The following is a 17469-nucleotide window of genomic DNA, read 5'->3' on the forward strand; positions in this document are numbered from 1 at the left end:
GCGCATCGGGTTGCCGGGCCTTCGAGGGCTTCGCGAAGGGCGGCGGGGTGACGGCCGGTGGCGGCGGCGAGCCGGCCCCAGCTCGGTTTCCCGCGGTGGTGGGGCGGCGGGCAGAGGTAGTCCCGCAGGTAGGCGGGCTGGAGGTGGTTGGCCTGGGCGAGGCGGACGATGAAGGTCTCGACTCCTTCGCGGTCCAGCGGCCGGATTTGGCGGGGGAGGCGGGAGACGGTGGGGTCCGGCTCCATGTCGGGGGTCACCGAGCGGTCCGTCGGCGGGGCTTGGGCGAGGCGGCGATGTCGAGCGGAACGTCCTCCAGGCCGTACTTGGTGAGTTCCTCGGTGCCGGTGAGGATCGCGTCGATGGCGGCGCCGCGGATCTGGTGGGAGAGGGAGCCGATCATGCCGCCGCAGCGTTCGTGGAGGAAGCGGTCGAGGCGGATCAGGCTGAACGGTTCGTGCTTAAGCAGGACCAGCGTGCCTTCCAGGGTCCTGACCAGGCCCTTCCACTCGGGTCCGTAGGGGAAGGGGTGGGTGCGGATGAGGGTGAAGCGGCCCGCGATCTGTTCGCCGCGGACGCCGGCCAGCAGGCGCTCGACGTTGATGCCGGCGTAGACGAACGTCGCGGGGATGCGCTCGGAGAAGTACTTGAGGGTGTCGGCGACCTCGGCGCCGTTGCGGCTGGTCAGCGAGATGTTGTGGAGCTCGTCGACGAGGACCAGGCCGGTGCGGGCGTCGGTGCAGACGCCGACGACGGCTTCGATGATGTCGGTGATGTTGAACCGGGCGGTCACCGGCAGGCCCAGGAAGCGGGCGAACTCCGCCGCGATCATGCGGGGTGTCGCGGCGGGCGGGACGGTGACGTAGACGACCGGGATGCGGCCCAGGTCACCTGGATGGCGGGAGCGGTCCAGGAGTTCGTGGGCCAGGCCGAGCTGGGTGATGGCGATCGTCTTGCCGGTGCCGGCCGGCCCGGAGACGATCAGCCCGCGGCGGGCGCTGATCGCGTGCCGGTTGAGCAGGACCAGGCGCCGGCCGGTGGCGACGGTGTGCTGGACGGTGGAGGTGCGGACCACCAGCAGGCGGGTGTGGTAGTCGAGCCGTTCCTCGTCGTAGGCCGTCCGCTTGGCCGCGGGCAGGGCGACGTACTCGTCCGGGGCCAGTCGCGGCGGTGCCTCGGGAGGGCGGTTGATGAACCGGACCCAGCCTTCGAGGGTGGTCAGGTGCTGCCCGGTCTCTTCCGGCTCGCTCACTTCCGCCTCCAGGGGTCTTCGAGCGGGTCGAACAGACCCAGCGGGATCACTTCCGCCAGCGACTCCCCGTCTGACTCGTCCTCTGGGTGGTCCGGTTCGGCGGGCTTGGGGGCCGGGATGGAGGGGCCGGTGTTCTTGGTGCGGGCCGCGACCCGCCGCTCGCGCCGGCTCGGCCGGGAGCCCGGCTCGCCCGGCGGTCCGGCGTGCGCGCGGGTCAGCAGGGCGGAGACGGCGTCGGCGAGCTCTTCCTCCGTCGCCTCGGGCAGCTGCCGGGCGACGTGGTCCCAGGCCAGGTCCCCGAACGGAACCGGGACCCGCTTCAGGTGCTTCCAGGTGGCCGGCACCCACCCGCCGTCGCCGTGGTGATCGCGTACCCAGATCCGGGAGACGTCGTAGGGGTCGTGATGGACCTCCCAGAGCCCGTGCTTGGCCTGGACCCCCGAGTGCTGGCGCCGCATCGGGCCCAGCTCCTCGCTGTCGTAGATCCGGTTCTTGATCTTGATGCCGTAGTCGTTGACCACCCGCCAGAGGGCGGGCAGCAGTTCGACGTAATCGTCACCGCTCAGCGCGACCGGGACGTAGCCGCAGGCCTCGATCAGGGCGGCGTACTTCTCGTTCGGGGTGAACGCCCGGCCCGGGTGCGCGGGATCCCGCAGACCGTCGTGCGGCCGGTTCTGCCACGCGGCGACGATCCACTCGTCCAGCAACTCCTGCAGTTCCAGCAGGGACCACAGCCGCTCGCGCTCCAGTTGGCGGCCGCGGTGATCGGTGCTGCGGCCGGTGTAGCCGGCGACGAACTGGGCGAACAAGGTGGCCACCGAGCCGAGCATCTTCTCGATGTGGCCCTTCTCGAAGGGCGAGCCCTTGTGCGTGGGCTGGAACTCGATCTGCAGGAACCGGCAGGAGGACTGGAAGTTGCGGGAGATGAAAACCTTCCCGTGGTCGCAGACGATCGTCTCCGGCACGATCACCGGCCGGGCGGCGGCGTGGGCCAGGCGCTCGTCGAGCTGAAGGAGCCGGCGGTGCGGCAGCACCGACCGGGACATCGCCAGCGCCTCCGCCCAGCCCGGCCGCATGGGCTCGGGGGTGACCGTGCGGGCCAACAGCACGCTCGCGTCGACCGACTTCGTGGTCGGCCGCAGCACCGCCGCGGTCAGCGTCCTCGTTGCGACGTCGATCATGCCGGTGAGATCGACCTTCCCGGTCACCCCGCTGTCCAGGAGCACCAAGACGTCGAGCGGGGTGGAGTCGATCTGCATGATCTCGCCCGGCGCGAACGCCTCCCGCTCGCCGAACGGCCCGACCGCCCCGTGAGCGCGCGAACGCCGGGTGACGGCCGAGCCGAACGTGTGGGTGCCGTCGGTGAGCTTGGCCAGCAGCCGGTAGAGGGTCCGCTCCGAAGGCAGCTTCACCGCCCGGCCCTCGGGCGTCTGCCGCAGCAGCTCGCCGGTCCGCCAGATGATGAACGTGCCCCGGCGGGTCGAGGCGTCGACGGCCTCGGCGATCGCCTGCCGCATCGCCGCCACGATCTGGTCGTCCACCGCCCCGAAGGCCGGCTTCTTGCGGACCGGCCGGTGATCGGCCAGCCCCATCACCCCTTGGGCCTGGTAGCGGCGTCGCTTAAGGGCGACCGTGCTCGCGGCGGCCGGGTGGCCTGCCGCGGTCAGCTCGGCGGCCTTCGCCCGCTCGCGGACCGTCAGCGACCGGCCCGGGCCGTACTCGGGCCGGGGCTCGGCGCCTGGACCCGCATCTGGAGGCAGGCCGTGCAGCACCTCGAGGATGTGCCCCTCCCACCACAAGGCCTTCTGCCTCGCCTGCTCGGGCAGGGTCTCCAGCAGGGAGGCGGCCGGCAGCGGCATCCGCACCGGGCTGCCGATCACCGCGAAGTCCTCCGCGGCCAGCAGCTCCTTCGTTCCGACCACCAGCGGCTCGGCTTCCCCCTCGCCGGTCAGCGTCACCGACGTCGCCGAGACCGCCACCACCGCCCGGACCTGCCCCGCGGCCCGCACCCAGGCACCCGCCTCGATCGCGGCCGGCCGCCGCAGATTCGTCACCGGCTCGTCCCCCTCGTCCAGACCACGGTCTTGCTGTGCAGCAGTTCCTCCTCCAGGTCGGCCACCAGGGCCCCGGACCACAGCAGATGGAACAGGTGCGGCAGCACCAGCAGCGGATCGCCCACCCGCACCGCCCCGGCCCGCAGCGGGCCCGGCTCGGCGAACTGCCCCAGCAGACCGTCCACGACGTCCGGCCGGCGGGCGGACCGGGCCCGGCGGTAGCGCACCAGCCACCGCACGTTCGCCATCAGCACCGGATCGGGCACCCCCACCCGTACGAACTCCCAGCCCACCGCCCGGCAGGCCCGCTCCGTCGCCGCGAAGGCCTCCGCGGACGCCTCGTCGATCTGATCACCGGCCCGGACGTCAACCACACGCGCCCGCCCGTCCACGAGACGTACGAAGTAGTCCGGCGCGTGCCGACGCGGACGCTCTCCGTCGTGCCAGTGCAACCAGAACGGCTGCGAGGCGACCCCAACAACATCCGGATCCCGGTCCAGCAGGATCAGCCGGTCCCGCTCCAGCCAGGACTCGAACCCGATCAAGTCCGCCGTGGTGACCGCGTAGTACCAGCCCGCGAAACCCCGGGCCCCCTTGTCCCACCGGAAGCCACGAACCGGCTCGGCCTCCTCGAACCTCGTGCTCCACCCCTCGGCCAGCGGCACCCGCACCAGCTCACCCGCCACGGAAAAGTCCAGCTCAAAGGCCGATAACGCTGCATCCCCGTACGCACGCGCAGGTGCCCCCACCATGCCCCCAGACCAGCGATCGCCCCGAGTGCTCAAGCTCCGATGACAGGAAAGTAGGGTTCGTCAGACTTCGATGGCAATCGAACAAGATTCGTTGTCGGAGGACAGAGACCTGGACGGAGTCCTTCCGCAACACCGACCCGCGCGCCTTCTACGACTGCATGACCTTCTTCGACCGGCGGCACGGGCTCGCGATGAGCGACCCGGTGGACGGCCGGTTCCGCATCCTGTCGACGCGCGACGGCGGCAGGTCCTGGAAGGTCCTGCCGGCCGACGGCATGCCGGCGGCGCTGCCCGGCGAGGCCGGCTTCGCGGCGAGCGGCCAGTGTCTGGTGTCGGCGGGGCCGAAGGACGTCTGGCTGGCGACCGGCGGAGGGGCGACCGGGCGGGTGCTGCACTCGGCGGACCGGGGACTGACCTGGACGGCCACCGAGACCACGATTCCCGCGGGCGAGGGCGCCAAGGGCGTGTTCGGCCTCGCGTTCCGCGACCGCCGGCACGGCATCGCGGTCGGCGGCGACTACCGCACGGACCAGCCCTCGCCGCGGGCCGCCGCCGTCACCGGTGACGCGGGCCGGGCGTGGACGGCGTCCACCGCCCCGCCGCCCGCCTACCGCTCCGGCGTCGCCTGGCTGCCGCACAGCCGCTCCGCCGCCCTCGCGGTCGGCCCCACCGGCACGGACCTCACCACCGACGGCGGCCGCACCTGGCGCACCGTCGACACCGGCTCGTACGACACGGTCGACTGCACCCCGGACGGCGCCTGCTGGGCCTCCGGGGAGAAGGGCCGCATCGCGCGGAGCGGTGTCCGGTTCTAGGACGATCCGGATGAACCGCTAGGCGGGCAACTCGTCGCGGAACGCCGACAGTCCGTCCACGGTCTTCGTGGCGTGGAACTCGACGATCCGGTACGCGCACACGCCCTCGACGCTGAACGGGTCGGTCGCCACGATCTCCTCGATCTCCGCGCGGCCGACCCCGCCGGCCAGGATCACCCCGCCGTCCCGCGGCTCCTTCCGCCCGGACGCGAGGAACACGCCTTCGGCGTACCGCGCGTTCAGCCACGCCACATGGGCGTCGAGGAGGGCGTCGACCCGTTCCAGAGGAGCGGTGTAAGTCAGCTCGAGTACGAACATGACCGTCAGGCTACCGAGGCCCCGCCGCCGCGTCCGTCGTAGGGTGCCCCACCATGACGATCATCGAGGTTCCCGACGGCTGGCCCGCGGACGAGGAGACGGCCCAGGCCGTGCAGGAGGAGCTGAGGGCACGGCTCGTGGTGGCGGAGGAGGGGCCCGGGGTCGGTGAGGGGAACGTGACCGGGGTCGACGTCGCCTACGACGACGCGCGGGACCTCGTCGCGGCGGCGGCCGTCGTGCTCGACGGCCGGACCCTGGAGGTCGTGGAGGAGGCGACCGCCGTGGGCCGGGTGTCGTTCCCGTACGTGCCGGGGCTGTTGGCGTTCCGCGAGGTGCCGACCGTGCTCGCCGCGCTCGGACGGCTCGCCGCCCGGCCCGGGCTGCTCGTCTGCGACGGCTACGGCCTCGCCCACCCCCGCCGCTTCGGGCTCGCGAGCCATCTCGGCGTGCTCACGGGGCTGCCGTCCGTCGGCGTCGCCAAGAACCCGTTCACGTTCACCTACGCGCAACCCGGCGAGGCCCGCGGCGAGTTCGGCGACCTCGTCGCCGACGGCGAGACCGTCGGCCGCGCGCTGCGCACCCGCGCCGGCGTCAAGCCGGTCTTCGTGTCGGTCGGTCACCGCGTCTCGCTGGACCGGGCCTGCGCCCACACGCTGCACCTCAGCCCGCGCTACCGGCTTCCCGAGACCACGCGGCACGCCGACGCGCTGTGCCGCCGAGCCCTTGGGGAGGCACTGAGCACGAACACCGAGTGACGCCCGGGACGACTGAGTACCCGTACGGATATCAGCCCGTGACACTCGGACGGCAGAGTGGGGGCATGACTTCCCCCGGTTCCGCCCGCCCCACCTCCGGCACCCCCGCCGGTCCCATCGGCACCCTGCAGTGCGTGGTCCTCGACTGCCCCGACGTCATGGAACTCGCCACGTTCTACCAGCGGTTGCTCGGCGGCGAGGTCAACCGCCCCGACCCGCAGTGGGCGGTCGGCGACGCCTGGGCCACCCTGCACGGCGCCGGGGGCGCGCCCGTCCTCGCCTTCCAGGGCGTGGCCGACCACCGGCCGCCCGTATGGGGAGCGCCCGAGCAGCAGTTCCACATCGACGTGCGGGTCGCCGACCTCGACGAGGCGCACGAGGCGGTCGTCGCGCTCGGTGCCTGGCGCCTCGACACCGACGGCGGAGACCGGGCCTGGCGGATCTACGCCGACCCGGCCGGCCACCCCTTCTGTCTCGTACGGCACTGATCCCGCCCGCCAACGGGCCCTGTTTCCGCCCGCCTACCGCCTCGATCCCGCCCGCCTACGGCCTCGATCCCGCCCGTCGACGGCCCCGGTCCGCGGCCGGTCAGCCCGAGTGCGCCACCCGGAAGCGCAGTCCCGCCGCCACCAGTCGCTCCACGAGCGCATCGCCCATGGCGACCGCCGTGGTGACCTGTCCCGAGGTCTTCGGCAGGTCGTCGAACGCGAGGCACAGCGCGGACTCGGCGAGCATCTTCGCCGTCTCGTCGTAGCCGGGATCGCCGCCCGACACCTCGGTGAAGACGCGCCGTCCGCCGCCCTCGCCGACGAAGCGGACCGAGAACCAGCTGCGTGCCCGCCGCTCCGCGCTCGGCCCCCGCCCCGGCTCGTAACGGCCCATCAGCCAGTTCCGCACGAAGGGGAGTTGAGCCGCCAGGGCGCCCGCGCCCACCACCGCGGAACCGCCGAGCGCCATCGGCAGCGTCTTCACCGAGGCGTAGTGGCGGTAGCGGAAGTCCGGCCCGTAGCGGTCGAGGGCCCGTGCCGAGCGCGCCACCACCTGCGGGTCGAGGGTGGGCAGCGGCAGCGCCCAGGTGCCGGTCTCGCGGCTGAACCGCGGTCCGGCCAGCGGCGCCCGGGCCCGCCGGGTCACCAGGCGCGGCTCGTGCAGCCGCCGCTCGTGGGCGGCCCGCAGGATCCGCCGCCCGCGCCCGAACGCGGTGAGCGCCGAGGCGAAGGTGCCGCCGGAGAAGACCGCGCCGGCTCGGACGAAGCCGTCGATCCGCAGCGGCACGCCTTCCGGCAGCTGCCGCACCGTGTAGTAGACGCCCAGGTCGTGCGGGACGGAGTCGAAGCCGCAGGCGTGCACGAGCCGGGCGCCGGTCTCCCGGGCGCGGGCGTCGTGCCGCACGTACATCGTGTCGACGAACTCCGACTCGCCGGTCAGGTCCAGGTAGTCGGTGCCGGCTTCCGCGCACGCGGCCACCAGCTCCTCCCCGTACCAGACGTACGGCCCGACGGTGCTGGCCACCACCCGGGCGGCACCGGCGAGTTCGCGCAGCGACTCCGGGTCGGTGGAGTCGGCGACGAGCAGCGGAAGCTCCGCGCACCGCGGCCACCGCGCGGCGAGCCGGTCACGCAGGGCGGCGAGCTTGCCGCGGCTGCGGCCGGCCAGGGCCCAGCGGCAGTCCGCCGGGGCGTGCGCGGCCAGGTACGCGGCGGTGAGTTCGCCCACGAATCCGGTCGCCCCGAAGAGGACCACGTCGTACGGCCGTGTGGCCGCCCCAGTCTCCATCCAGCCCCAGCCCCTCCGATGTCGCCGCGCCGCCCCCGGCGCGCATGTCGTCGGCGGACTCTAGCGGAAGACCGGACGGACCCGGCCGCCGGGCGTTTTCCCGTGCCTCCGTCGGCCCGGGGGCTTGTGCAGACTGGAACACGTTCCTAGCATCTCCGGTGTTACATCACCACTGTCACACTTGCCTGGGGACTCGATGACGACTCCGCGCCCGTCCCGTGGCGGCCCGCTCTCCGGTGTCCGGGTGGTCGAACTCGCCGGCATCGGCCCCGGCCCCTTCGCCGCCATGCTGCTCGCCGACCTCGGCGCCGACGTCGTCCGCGTCGACCGGCCCGGCGGCCCGGGCCTCGGCGTCGACCCCGCGTACGACCTCACCAACCGGAACAAGCGCTCCGTCCTCGTCGACCTCAAGGCCGACGGCGGCCCGGACACCGTGCTCGACCTGGTCGAACGCGCCGACGTCCTCGTCGAGGGCTACCGTCCCGGCGTCGCCGAACGCCTCGGCGTCGGCCCCGACGCCTGCCTCGCCCGCAATCCACGGCTCGTCTACGGACGGATGACCGGCTGGGGCCAGGACGGGCCGCTCGCCCACACCGCCGGCCACGACATCGGCTACATCGCCGTCACCGGCGCCCTCGGCATGATCGGCCCCGCGCCGGACGCCCCGCCCGTCGTCCCCGCGAACCTGGTCGGCGACTACGCGGGCGGCTCGCTCTACCTCGTCATCGGCGTCCTCGCCGCCCTCCAGCACGCCCGCGCCCACGGCGAGGGCCAGGTGGTCGACGCGGCCATCGTCGACGGCACCGCCCACCTCACCACCATGATCCACGCCATGCTCGCGGCCGGAGGCTGGCAGGACCGGCGCGCGGCGAACCTCCTCGACGGCGGCTGCCCCTTCTACGGCGTCTACGAGACCTCCGACGGCGGCCACATGGCCGTCGGCGCCCTGGAGCAGCGCTTCTACGCCGAGTTCGGCCGACTCCTCGGCCTCGACGACGCCGCCGCGCTCCGCGACGACCCCGCCCGCTGGCCCGAACTGCGCGAGGCCGTCGCCGCGCGTTTCCGCACCCGTACGAGAGAGGAGTGGACCGCGGTCTTCGAGGACACCGACGCCTGCGTCGCCCCGGTCCTCTCGCTCCGCGAGGCCCCCGGCCACCCGCACCTCGCGGCCCGCGGCACCTTCGTCGAGCACGGCGGACTCGTCCAGCCGGCCCCCGCGCCCCGCTTCTCCGTCACGCCCGCAACGGTCGGCGCCGGGCCGGCCCTGCCCGGCGCCGACACCGCCGAGGTCGCCCGCGACTGGGCCGTACCGTCCCTCCGCCCCGCCGGTTCCGGCGGCACCCGCGGCCCCGGCGCCCCCGACGGGGGCGACGCCTCCGCCGACCACGAAGACCCCGCCGACCCCGAGGAGCAGCAGGCATGAAGCGCCGGCTCTACACCGCCGACCACGAGGCCTTCCGCGAGACCGTCCGCACCTTCCTCGCCAAGGAGGTGCTGCCGCACTACGCGCAGTGGGAGAAGGACGGCATCGTCTCGCGCGAGGTCTGGCGGGCCGCCGGCCGGCAGGGCTTGCTCGGCCTCGCCGTCGACGAGGAGTACGGCGGCGGCGGGAACCCCGACTTCCGGTACAGCGCCGTCCTCGCCGAGGAGTTCACCAGGGCCGGCGCGCCCGGCCTCGCCATCGGCCTGCACAACGACATCATCGGCCCCTACCTCACCTCGCTCGCCACCGACGAGCAGAAGCGCCGCTGGCTGCCCGGCTTCTGCAGCGGCGAGATCGTCACCGCCGTCGCGATGACCGAGCCCGGCGCCGGATCCGACCTCCAGGCCATCCGCACCACCGCCGAGGACCGCGGCGACCACTGGATCCTCAACGGCTCCAAGACCTTCATCTCCAACGGCATCCTCGCCGACCTGGTGATCGTCGTCGCCAGGACCACCCCGGAGGGCGGCGCCCACGGGCTCTCCCTGCTCGTCGTCGAACGCGGCATGGACGGCTTCGAGCGCGGCCGCAACCTCGACAAGATCGGCCAGAAGTCCCAGGACACCGCCGAGCTCTTCTTCCATGACGTCCGCGTCCCCAAGGAGAACCTGCTCGGCGAGCTCAACGGCGCCTTCCTCCACCTGATGACCAACCTCGCCCAGGAGCGGCTCGCCATCGCCGTCGCCGCCATCGCCGGCGCCGAGCACCTCCTGGAGCTCACCACCACGTACGTGAAGGAGCGCGAGGCCTTCGGCCGGCCGCTGGCCAGGCTCCAGCACGTCCGCTTCGAGATCGCCGAGATGGCGACCGAGTGCGCCGTCACCCGGACCTTCCTCGACCGCTGCATCGAGGAGCACGCCGATCCGGACGGCCCCGGTCTGGACGCCGTGCACGCCTCCATGGCCAAGTGGTGGTCCACCGAGCTGCAGAAGCGGGTCGCCGACCGCTGCCTGCAACTGCACGGGGGATACGGCTACATGAGCGAATTCCCGGTCGCCAGGGCCTTCACCGACGGCCGGATCCAGACCATCTACGGCGGGACGACCGAGATCATGAAGGAGATCATCGGCCGCTCCCTGCTCGCCTGACCCCTCCCACCGACCCGCCTGACCCCTCCCACCGACCCGCCCGACGCCTTCACCGACCCGCCCGACCCCTCAGCCGAACCGCCTGACTCGCCCGACCCCTCAGCCGACCCGCCTGAACCGCCTGACTCGCCCGAAAGGCAACACCGTGACCACCGAAGCGTACGTCTACGACGCGATCCGCACCCCGCGCGGCCGCGGCAAGGCCAACGGCGCCCTGCACGGCACCAAGCCGATCGACCTCGTCGTCGGCCTCATCCACGAGATCCGCGCCCGCTTCCCCGGACTCGACCCGGCCACCGTCGACGACATCGTCCTCGGCGTCGTCGGCCCCGTCGGCGACCAGGGCTCCGACATCGCCCGGATCGCCGCCATCGCCGCGGGCCTGCCCGACACCGTCGCCGGCGTCCAGGAGAACCGCTTCTGCGCCTCCGGTCTCGAAGCCGTCAACATGGCCGCCATGAAGGTCCGCTCCGGCTGGGAGGACCTGGTCCTGGCCGGCGGTGTCGAGTCCATGTCCCGGGTGCCGATGGCCTCCGACGGCGGCGCCTGGTTCGCCGACCCGATGACCAACATCGCCACCAACTTCGTCCCCCAGGGCATCGGCGCCGACCTCATCGCCACCATCGAGGGCTTCTCGCGCCGCGACGTCGACGAGTACGCCGCCCTCTCGCAGGAGCGTGCCGCCGCGGCCTGGAAGGACGGCCGCTTCGACCGCTCCGTCGTCCCGGTCAAGGACCGTGCCGGACTCACCGTCCTCGACCACGACGAGCACATGCGACCCGGCACCACCGCCGACTCCCTCGGCAGGCTGAAGCCCTCCTTCGCCGACATCGGCGAACTCGGCGGCTTCGACGCGGTCGCGCTGCAGAAGTACCACTGGGTCGAGGAGATCGACCACGTCCACCACGCGGGCAACTCCTCCGGCATCGTCGACGGCGCCTCCCTCGTCGCCATCGGCTCCCGCGAGGCCGGCGAGCGGAACGGTCTGACCCCCCGCGCCCGGATCGTGTCGGCCGCGGTCTCCGGCTCCGAGCCGACCATCATGCTCACCGGCCCCGCCCCGGCCGCCCGCAAGGCGCTCGCCAAGGCCGGCCTGACCATCGACGACATCGACCTGGTCGAGATCAACGAGGCCTTCGCCGCCGTCGTCCTCCGCTTCGTCAAGGACATGGGCATCTCGCTGGACAAGGTCAACGTCAACGGCGGCGCCATCGCGCTCGGCCACCCGCTCGGCGCCACCGGCGCGATGATCCTCGGCACCCTCGTCGACGAGCTGGAGCGCCAGGACAAGCGCTACGGCCTCGCCACCCTCTGCGTCGGCGGCGGCATGGGCATCGCCACCATCGTCGAGCGCGTCGAGCACTTCTGACCGCCCGGTCCGCACCCATCTCCCCTCCGAACCCTTCTTGCGGAGAAGCATCAGCATGAGCGAGAGCACCACCATCCGCTGGGAGCAGGACGAGACCGGCGTCGTCACCCTCGTCCTCGACGACCCCGCCCAGTCCGCGAACACCATGAACCAGGCCTTCCGGGCCTCCGTCAAGGCGATCGCCGACCGCGCGGAGGCCGAGAAGGACTCCATCCGCGGCATCATCTACACCTCCGCGAAGAAGACCTTCTTCGCCGGCGGCGACCTCAAGGACATGATCAAGGCCGGCCCCGAGGACGCCCAGGCGATCTTCGAGGCCGGCATGGAGATGAAGCGCGCGCTGCGGCGCATCGAGACGCTCGGCAAGCCCGTCGTCGCGGCCATCAACGGCGCCGCCCTCGGCGGCGGCTACGAGATCGCGCTGGCCTCCCACCACCGCATCGCGCTCGACGCGCCCGGCTCGAAGATCGGTCTGCCCGAGGTCACCCTGGGCCTGCTTCCCGGCGGTGGCGGCGTCGCCCGTACCGTGCGCCTGATGGGCATCACCGACGCCCTGCTCAAGGTCCTGCTCCAGGGCACCCAGTACACCCCCCGGCGGGCGCTGGAGAACGGCCTGGTGCACGAGCTGGCCGCCACCCGCGAGGAGATGCTGGACAAGGCCCGCGCGTTCATCGACGCGAACCCCGAGTCCCGCCAGCCCTGGGACGTGCCCGGCCACAGGATCCCCGGCGGCACCCCGTCGAACCCGAAGTTCGCCGCCAACCTGCCGGCCTTCCCCGCGAACCTGCGCAAGCAGCTGAACGGCGCCCCCTACCCGGCCCCGCGCAACATCATGGCCGCGGCCGTCGAGGGCTCCCAGGTCGACTTCGAGACCGCGCTGACCATCGAGAGCCGCTACTTCACCGAGCTGGTGGTCGGCCAGACCGCGAAGAACATGATCCAGGCGTTCTTCTTCGACCTCCAGGCCGTCAACTCCGGCGCCAACCGCCCCCGGGACATCGAGCCCCGTACCGTCCGCAAGGTCGCCGTGCTCGGCGCGGGCATGATGGGCGCCGGCATCGCCTACTCCTGCGCCCGGGCCGGCATCGAGGTCGTCCTCAAGGACGTCTCCGCCGAGGCCGCGGCCAGGGGCAAGGCGTACTCCGAGAAGCTGTGTGCCAAGGCCGTCGCCAAGGGCCGCACCACCCAGGCCAAGGCCGACGCCCTGCTCGCGCTGATCACGCCGACCGGCGACGCGGCCGACCTGGCGGGCTGTGACGCGGTGATCGAGGCGGTCTTCGAGGACACCGCGCTCAAGCACAAGGTGTTCCAGGAGATCCAGCACGTCGTCGAGCCCGACGCGCTGCTGTGCTCCAACACCTCCACCCTCCCCATCACCGTGCTCGCCGAGGGCGTCGAGCGGCAGACCGACTTCATCGGCCTGCACTTCTTCTCGCCTGTCGACAAGATGCCCCTCGTCGAGATCATCAAGGGCGAGCACACCGGCGACGAGGCCCTGGCCCGCGCCTTCGACCTGGTCCGCCAGATCAACAAGACGCCCATCGTCGTCAACGACTCCCGCGGCTTCTTCACCTCCCGGGTGATCGGCCACTTCATCAACGAGGGCGTCGCGATGGTGGGCGAGGGCGTCGAGCCCGCTTCCGTCGAACAGGCCGCGGCCCAGGCCGGCTACCCGGCCAAGGTCCTCTCCCTCATGGACGAACTGACCCTCACCCTGCCCCGCAAGATCCGCAACGAGACCCGCAAGGCCGTCGAGGAGGCCGGCGGCACCTGGACGCCGCACCCGGCGGACGTCGTCATCGACCGGATGGTCGACGAGTTCGGCCGTCCCGGCCGCAGCGGCGGTGCCGGCTTCTACGAGTACGGCGAGGACGGAAAGCGCGGCAGGCTGTGGCCGGGCCTGCGCGAGCACTTCGGGCCTTCCGGGGATCGTGCCCCGGGCGATCACGGCACCGGGCCCGAGGCCGACGTCCCGTTCCGCGACATGCAGGAACGGATGCTCTTCGCCGAAGCCCTCGACACCGTGCGCCTCCTGGAGGAAGGCGTCCTGACCTCCGTCGCCGACGCCAACATCGGCTCCATCCTCGGCATCGGCTTCCCGGCCTGGACCGGCGGCGTGCTCCAGTACGTCAACGGCTACGAGGGCGGCCTCGCCGGCTTCGTGGAGCGGGCCCGCGAGCTCGCCGCCACCTACGGCGAGCGCTTCACCCCGCCCGCCCTCCTGGTGGAGAAGGCCGGGCGGGGCGAGGTCTTCACGGACGCGGAGTAGTCCGGAACGCGGCCCTCAGCTCCTCGCTGAGGGACCGCTGGAAGGCCGTGACCAGGGCCTGGACCACCATCGGCTGCATGTGCGCCGAGAGCGACTTCATCGCCGTCAGGTGGTCCGGGTCCGCGCCGCTCTCCCGGTACGGGCTCCACACCTGCTCCTGGAACAGCCGGGCCAGCTCCTGTGCCGCGCTGCGCGCGTGCTCCAGGAGCACGGTCCGGGAGGCCAGGATCGTCTCGTGCTCGATCGGCACGTCGAGCAGCTCGACGCCGAGCCGCAGCAGGGAGCCGTCGAGCCGGAAGGTGCCGGGCTCGGCGGTGCGGTCGAGCACGCCCATGGCGGCGAGCCGGTCCACGTCCCGGTCCGCGAGCGGACGCCCCGCCCGGCGCTCCAGCTCCTGCCGGGTGATCGCCTCGGCCGACTCCGGTGCCCACGAGGCCACCAGGGCCCGGTGGATCGCCAGGTCCTGGGCGCTCAGATCGGCCGGCAGCTGCTCCAGATAGCGCTCGATCGCGGCGAGCGTCATGCCCTGCCGCTGCAGCTCCTCGATCAGTGCCAGCCGCGACAGGTGGGCCGGCCCGTAGTGCCCCACCCGGCGCGGCCCGATGACGGGCGGAGGCAGCAGCCCCCGCGTCCCGTAGAACCGCACCGTCCGCACGGTCACCCCGGCCCGCGCGGCCAGCTCGTCCACCGTGTAGACCGGCTCTCCGGACTGCTCGTCGCTCGCGTGCTCCATGGTTCAACAGTATTGCTGTCTCACCACCTCTGTAAAAGACGTCGGCGGGAGGCGGACCGATGTCAGTGGTGGCTGGTTCGTGCGGCTGGAGCCGGATGTGCGGGTGGCCAACAGGGTGGGGCAGCGGGGGATCCGGACGGGGCGCGGCAGCGGGGTGCCGGTGCGGTACGAGGCGATCGACGCGGCCCTCGGCCTGCACGCCGACCGGCCTGCTCGCCGACCGGCCGGCGGAGCTCGGGGCCTCGGTCCACATGCCGCGGATCGGCTGCGGGCTCGCGGGCGGGAAGTGGTCGCGGGTCGAGCCGCTCGTGGCGGAGCGGCTGGTGGCGCGCGGGATACCGGTCACCGTGGACGACCTCGGGGCGCAGGCCGCGTCCCGGGCGGTAGGGGAGCCCGGGAGAAGGAGACGTGCGGCGGGCGCTAGAGTCATGCGCCTGTTCGAATTCAGGGGTAGGTAGGGGAGGGGGCGCATGCAGGCGCAACTCAGGGAGACGGCCACCGAGTTGGCCCGGCTCCTGTGGCGGGAGCACACCGTGTACCGCGAGCGTGACGGCGGCGTGGTGATCCGCGGCGAGCACGTGCGGCGCTGGATCAGTCTGGCGCCCACCGGCGGCAAGGACCAGGCGCGGGTCCGGGCCGGCCGGATACTCGACGGCGGGACGACCGCACCCGCCCGGCTCGAGGCCGTCGTGGACCTGACCTCCGGCACCGCCGAGCTGGCCACGGTCTGCCGTCGGCTGCTCGCCGAGACCGCCGCCGACGCCGCGCCTTCGACGGCCGGGGCCTCCAGACCGTCGCGCCCGGCGAGGGCGACGCGGTCCCCGAAGGCCACGAAGGCGGCCCGCCCGGGCAGGGGGCGCCACACCGGCGTCGGCTCGTGGGTGGTCCTCATGTGCGTGGGCGTCGTCGTCGCGCTGTGGGCGTACGCGGTCTTCGGCGGCGCGCTGTAGCCGTGCCCGCGCGGGCGGGCGCCGTGGGATCCTCACGGCCACGGCGCCCGGGTCCCGGCCGCCGGTCGCCGGTGGCGGTCCGGCGGGGGCCCGTCAGCTCGCCGACCGGCCCGTCACCGGGTAGTGGTCGCTGAGGTTCGTGTAGGTGTACTTCGTGCCCCAGCTGGACACGGTCCACGGCGCGGTCTGCTCCGGGATCACGTTGTTCGTCCAGCCCGTCGGGCGGGCGTTCCCGGCGCGGAAGAGGATGTAGTCGAGGTCCTCGCGCGGATCGCTCGGGTAGCGGTCGCGGGCGATCGAGTTCAGCGCCGTGTCGAAGGAGTACGGGTGACCGGTGCGGGCGTCCGCGCCGGCCAGGCCCGCGTCGGCGAGCATCGTGGCGTACTCCGGCGTGCGCGAGTCCACGTTCATGTCGCCCGCGACGATCACCTGCTCGTTCGCCGGGATGTTCTTGGCGTCGAGGAACGCGTCGATGTTCCGGAACTGCCGGCTGCGCGTCTGCGCCGCCTCTCCGGCCGAGCAGCCCGGGTCGGTGGACTGGGTGTGGGTGCCGACCACGTGCACCTTGGTGCCGTTGACGTCGAGCACCGCGTACGCGAAACCCTTGTTCGAGTACCAGTCGGAGCCGCAGGCGTCCTTGTAGACGTACTGCTCCTTGCGGACGATCGGCCACTTGCTGAGGATCGTCACACCGCCGTCCTCGGGCGTCATGGCGGAGTAGGCGCCCCCGGTGGCGTCCCAGCCCGACGTGGAGCGGCCCACGACGGGCGTCTGGTGCGGGTACCGGGCGGCCGCCCTGCTCTTGAGGGCCTCGGAGGAGGAGTTGTCGAAGGCCTCCTGGAGCACGACCACGTCCTGGCCCTGGAAGAAGGAGGTCGCGGGGATCGCGGCGGCCCGGTGGTCCTGGCCCCAGTTCGGGTAGAGCGTCTTGGAGAACAGGAAGACGTTGTACGTCAGCACCTTCAGGTCCGGCGTCGCGGCGGAGGCCGGCGCGGTGGCGTTCGTGGCCGCGGTGGCCGAGGCGGAGGGTGCGGCGGCGGTCAGGGTGGCCGCGGCCAGCGCGGCCGAGAGTGCGGCGCCGGGCAGGCGGCGGAGCGCGGAGGTACGCACGATGAACTCCCGAGTGAGGGTGGGGGGTTGGACCGGGCGCCGCACATCAAATCAGCCGCGGTTACCTTCCGGTAGCCTCTGGATGCCGCGAATCTTGCGTGGATCGCACGAACGCGCCAACTCTCCGGCCTCTCCCCGGGATCTGCCGGAAATAGGAGTTTTGCGACCAGGTAGGATGCGCGCATGACCCTCGCGCAGAACTCGCAGATCTTCCCCACCGACCTGGGACCGCTCAACCCGGTCTGGGCCGAGCTCATCCTCGGCGCCGTCCTCTTCGGCCTGACCTTCCTGATCCTGGCCAAGGGGATCCTGCCGAAGATCAAGCGCACGCTCGCCGAGCGTGAGGACGCCATCGAAGGCGGCACCGAGCGTGCCGACGACCTGCGTGCCGAGGCCACCGCCATCCGCGAGCAGTACGAGGCCGAGCTCGCCGAGGCCCGCCACGACGCCGCGCGCATTCGCGCCCAGGCCACCGAGGAGGGCTCGAAGGCCATCGCCGCCGCCCGCGCCGAGGGCATCGCCGAGCGCGACCGCATCCTCGCCTCCGGCCACGAGCAGATCTCCGTCGAGCGCGAGGCCGCCGAGCGCGAGCTCGCCGGTGACGTCGACGCCTGGGCCCGCTCCCTGGCCGGCCGCATCGTCGGCGAGCCGGTCGGCGCCGAGCGCGCCTGACGCACCACGCACACGCGCAGGGGCCGCGCCCCGGGCCGCCGACAGGCCCGGGCCGCGGCCCCGCGTCGTATCCACA

Annotated in this window: 15 protein-coding genes and 2 pseudogenes; 10 read left to right on the forward strand and 7 right to left on the reverse strand. The window is 72.8% G+C overall.

The window, feature by feature from the left end; all coding sequences use genetic code 11:
* Positions 1-253: 253 nt before the first annotated feature.
* From ESG85_RS15205 to ESG85_RS15215, 3 genes are read right to left on the reverse strand one after another with little or no spacing between them, the layout of a single operon-like run.
* A complete protein-coding gene (locus tag ESG85_RS15205) occupies positions 254-1249 on the reverse strand; it encodes an AAA family ATPase (RefSeq protein ID WP_246095046.1) in 996 nt (331 codons plus the stop codon).
* Positions 1246-3303: a Mu transposase C-terminal domain-containing protein gene (locus ESG85_RS15210; RefSeq protein ID WP_128979533.1), complete on the reverse strand. Its 2058-nt coding sequence runs from the start codon at positions 3301-3303 to the stop codon at positions 1246-1248. The genes ESG85_RS15205 and ESG85_RS15210 overlap by 4 nt, the downstream gene beginning before the upstream one ends.
* Positions 3300-4055 (reverse strand): TnsA-like heteromeric transposase endonuclease subunit, encoded by a 756-nt coding sequence (locus ESG85_RS15215; RefSeq protein WP_128979536.1) that lies wholly within the window; start codon positions 4053-4055, stop codon positions 3300-3302. Before ESG85_RS15215 ends, ESG85_RS15210 begins: the two co-directional genes overlap by 4 nt.
* A gap of 107 nt (positions 4056-4162) precedes the next feature.
* Here ESG85_RS15215 and ESG85_RS15220 point away from each other — a divergent pair.
* Positions 4163-4870: pseudogene (locus tag ESG85_RS15220) on the forward strand (WD40/YVTN/BNR-like repeat-containing protein); the annotation flags it as partial.
* A gap of 18 nt (positions 4871-4888) precedes the next feature.
* On the opposite strand, the gene ESG85_RS15225 reads toward ESG85_RS15220, so the two are convergent.
* Entirely contained in the window at positions 4889-5188 is a 300-nt protein-coding gene (locus tag ESG85_RS15225; protein WP_128979538.1) for a YciI family protein, read from the reverse strand.
* A 53-nt stretch (positions 5189-5241) separates the two neighbouring features.
* On the opposite strand from ESG85_RS15225, the gene ESG85_RS15230 reads away from it, so the two are divergent.
* Positions 5242-5943, forward strand: coding sequence for an endonuclease V (locus ESG85_RS15230; protein ID WP_128979540.1), 702 nt, complete (start codon positions 5242-5244; stop codon positions 5941-5943).
* A gap of 65 nt (positions 5944-6008) precedes the next feature.
* Positions 6009-6431, forward strand: a complete 423-nt coding sequence (locus ESG85_RS15235) for a VOC family protein (protein ID WP_128979543.1) — start codon at positions 6009-6011, stop codon at positions 6429-6431.
* 100 nt (positions 6432-6531) lie between these two features.
* Here ESG85_RS15235 and ESG85_RS15240 read toward each other — a convergent pair whose 3' ends face one another.
* Positions 6532-7719, reverse strand: a complete 1188-nt coding sequence (locus ESG85_RS15240) for a saccharopine dehydrogenase family protein (RefSeq protein WP_128979544.1) — start codon at positions 7717-7719, stop codon at positions 6532-6534.
* A gap of 196 nt (positions 7720-7915) precedes the next feature.
* Here ESG85_RS15240 and ESG85_RS15245 point away from each other — a divergent pair, with 196 nt between their 5' ends.
* From ESG85_RS15245 to ESG85_RS15260, 4 genes are all read left to right on the forward strand, one after another.
* Entirely contained in the window at positions 7916-9142 is a 1227-nt protein-coding gene (locus tag ESG85_RS15245; RefSeq protein WP_128979546.1) for a CaiB/BaiF CoA transferase family protein, read from the forward strand.
* Positions 9139-10290, forward strand: a complete 1152-nt coding sequence (locus tag ESG85_RS15250; RefSeq protein WP_128979548.1) for an acyl-CoA dehydrogenase family protein — start codon at positions 9139-9141, stop codon at positions 10288-10290. Before ESG85_RS15245 ends, ESG85_RS15250 begins: the two co-directional genes overlap by 4 nt.
* Before the next feature lie 145 nt (positions 10291-10435).
* The gene (locus tag ESG85_RS15255; RefSeq protein WP_128979550.1) at positions 10436-11659 is read left to right on the forward strand and encodes an acetyl-CoA C-acetyltransferase; all 1224 of its coding nucleotides are present in this window, start codon (positions 10436-10438) and stop codon (positions 11657-11659) included.
* A gap of 55 nt (positions 11660-11714) precedes the next feature.
* Positions 11715-13928, forward strand: a complete 2214-nt coding sequence (locus ESG85_RS15260) for a 3-hydroxyacyl-CoA dehydrogenase NAD-binding domain-containing protein (RefSeq protein WP_128979552.1) — start codon at positions 11715-11717, stop codon at positions 13926-13928.
* Here ESG85_RS15260 and ESG85_RS15265 read toward each other — a convergent pair.
* Entirely contained in the window at positions 13912-14661 is a 750-nt protein-coding gene (locus ESG85_RS15265; protein ID WP_128979554.1) for a MerR family transcriptional regulator, read from the reverse strand. The genes ESG85_RS15260 and ESG85_RS15265 overlap by 17 nt on opposite strands.
* Positions 14662-14737: 76 nt before the next feature.
* Between ESG85_RS15265 and ESG85_RS35900 the strand changes: the two are divergent.
* A pseudogene (locus ESG85_RS35900) lies at positions 14738-15023 on the forward strand (macro domain-containing protein); the annotation flags it as partial.
* A gap of 108 nt (positions 15024-15131) precedes the next feature.
* A complete protein-coding gene (locus tag ESG85_RS15275; protein WP_128979556.1) occupies positions 15132-15611 on the forward strand; it encodes a hypothetical protein in 480 nt (159 codons plus the stop codon).
* Between the two features lie 93 nt (positions 15612-15704).
* Here the strand turns inward: ESG85_RS15275 and sph are convergent, their stop codons facing one another.
* Positions 15705-16721, reverse strand: a complete 1017-nt coding sequence (gene sph / locus ESG85_RS15280) for a sphingomyelin phosphodiesterase (RefSeq protein WP_128979558.1) — start codon at positions 16719-16721, stop codon at positions 15705-15707.
* A 183-nt stretch (positions 16722-16904) separates the two neighbouring features.
* On the opposite strand from sph, the gene ESG85_RS15285 reads away from it, so the two are divergent.
* Positions 16905-17393, forward strand: a complete 489-nt coding sequence (locus tag ESG85_RS15285) for a F0F1 ATP synthase subunit B family protein (protein ID WP_128979560.1) — start codon at positions 16905-16907, stop codon at positions 17391-17393.
* Positions 17394-17469 lie beyond the last annotated feature (76 nt).

Source organism: Streptomyces roseicoloratus (assembly GCF_004117935.1).
GTDB lineage: Bacteria > Actinomycetota > Actinomycetes > Streptomycetales > Streptomycetaceae > Streptomyces > Streptomyces roseicoloratus.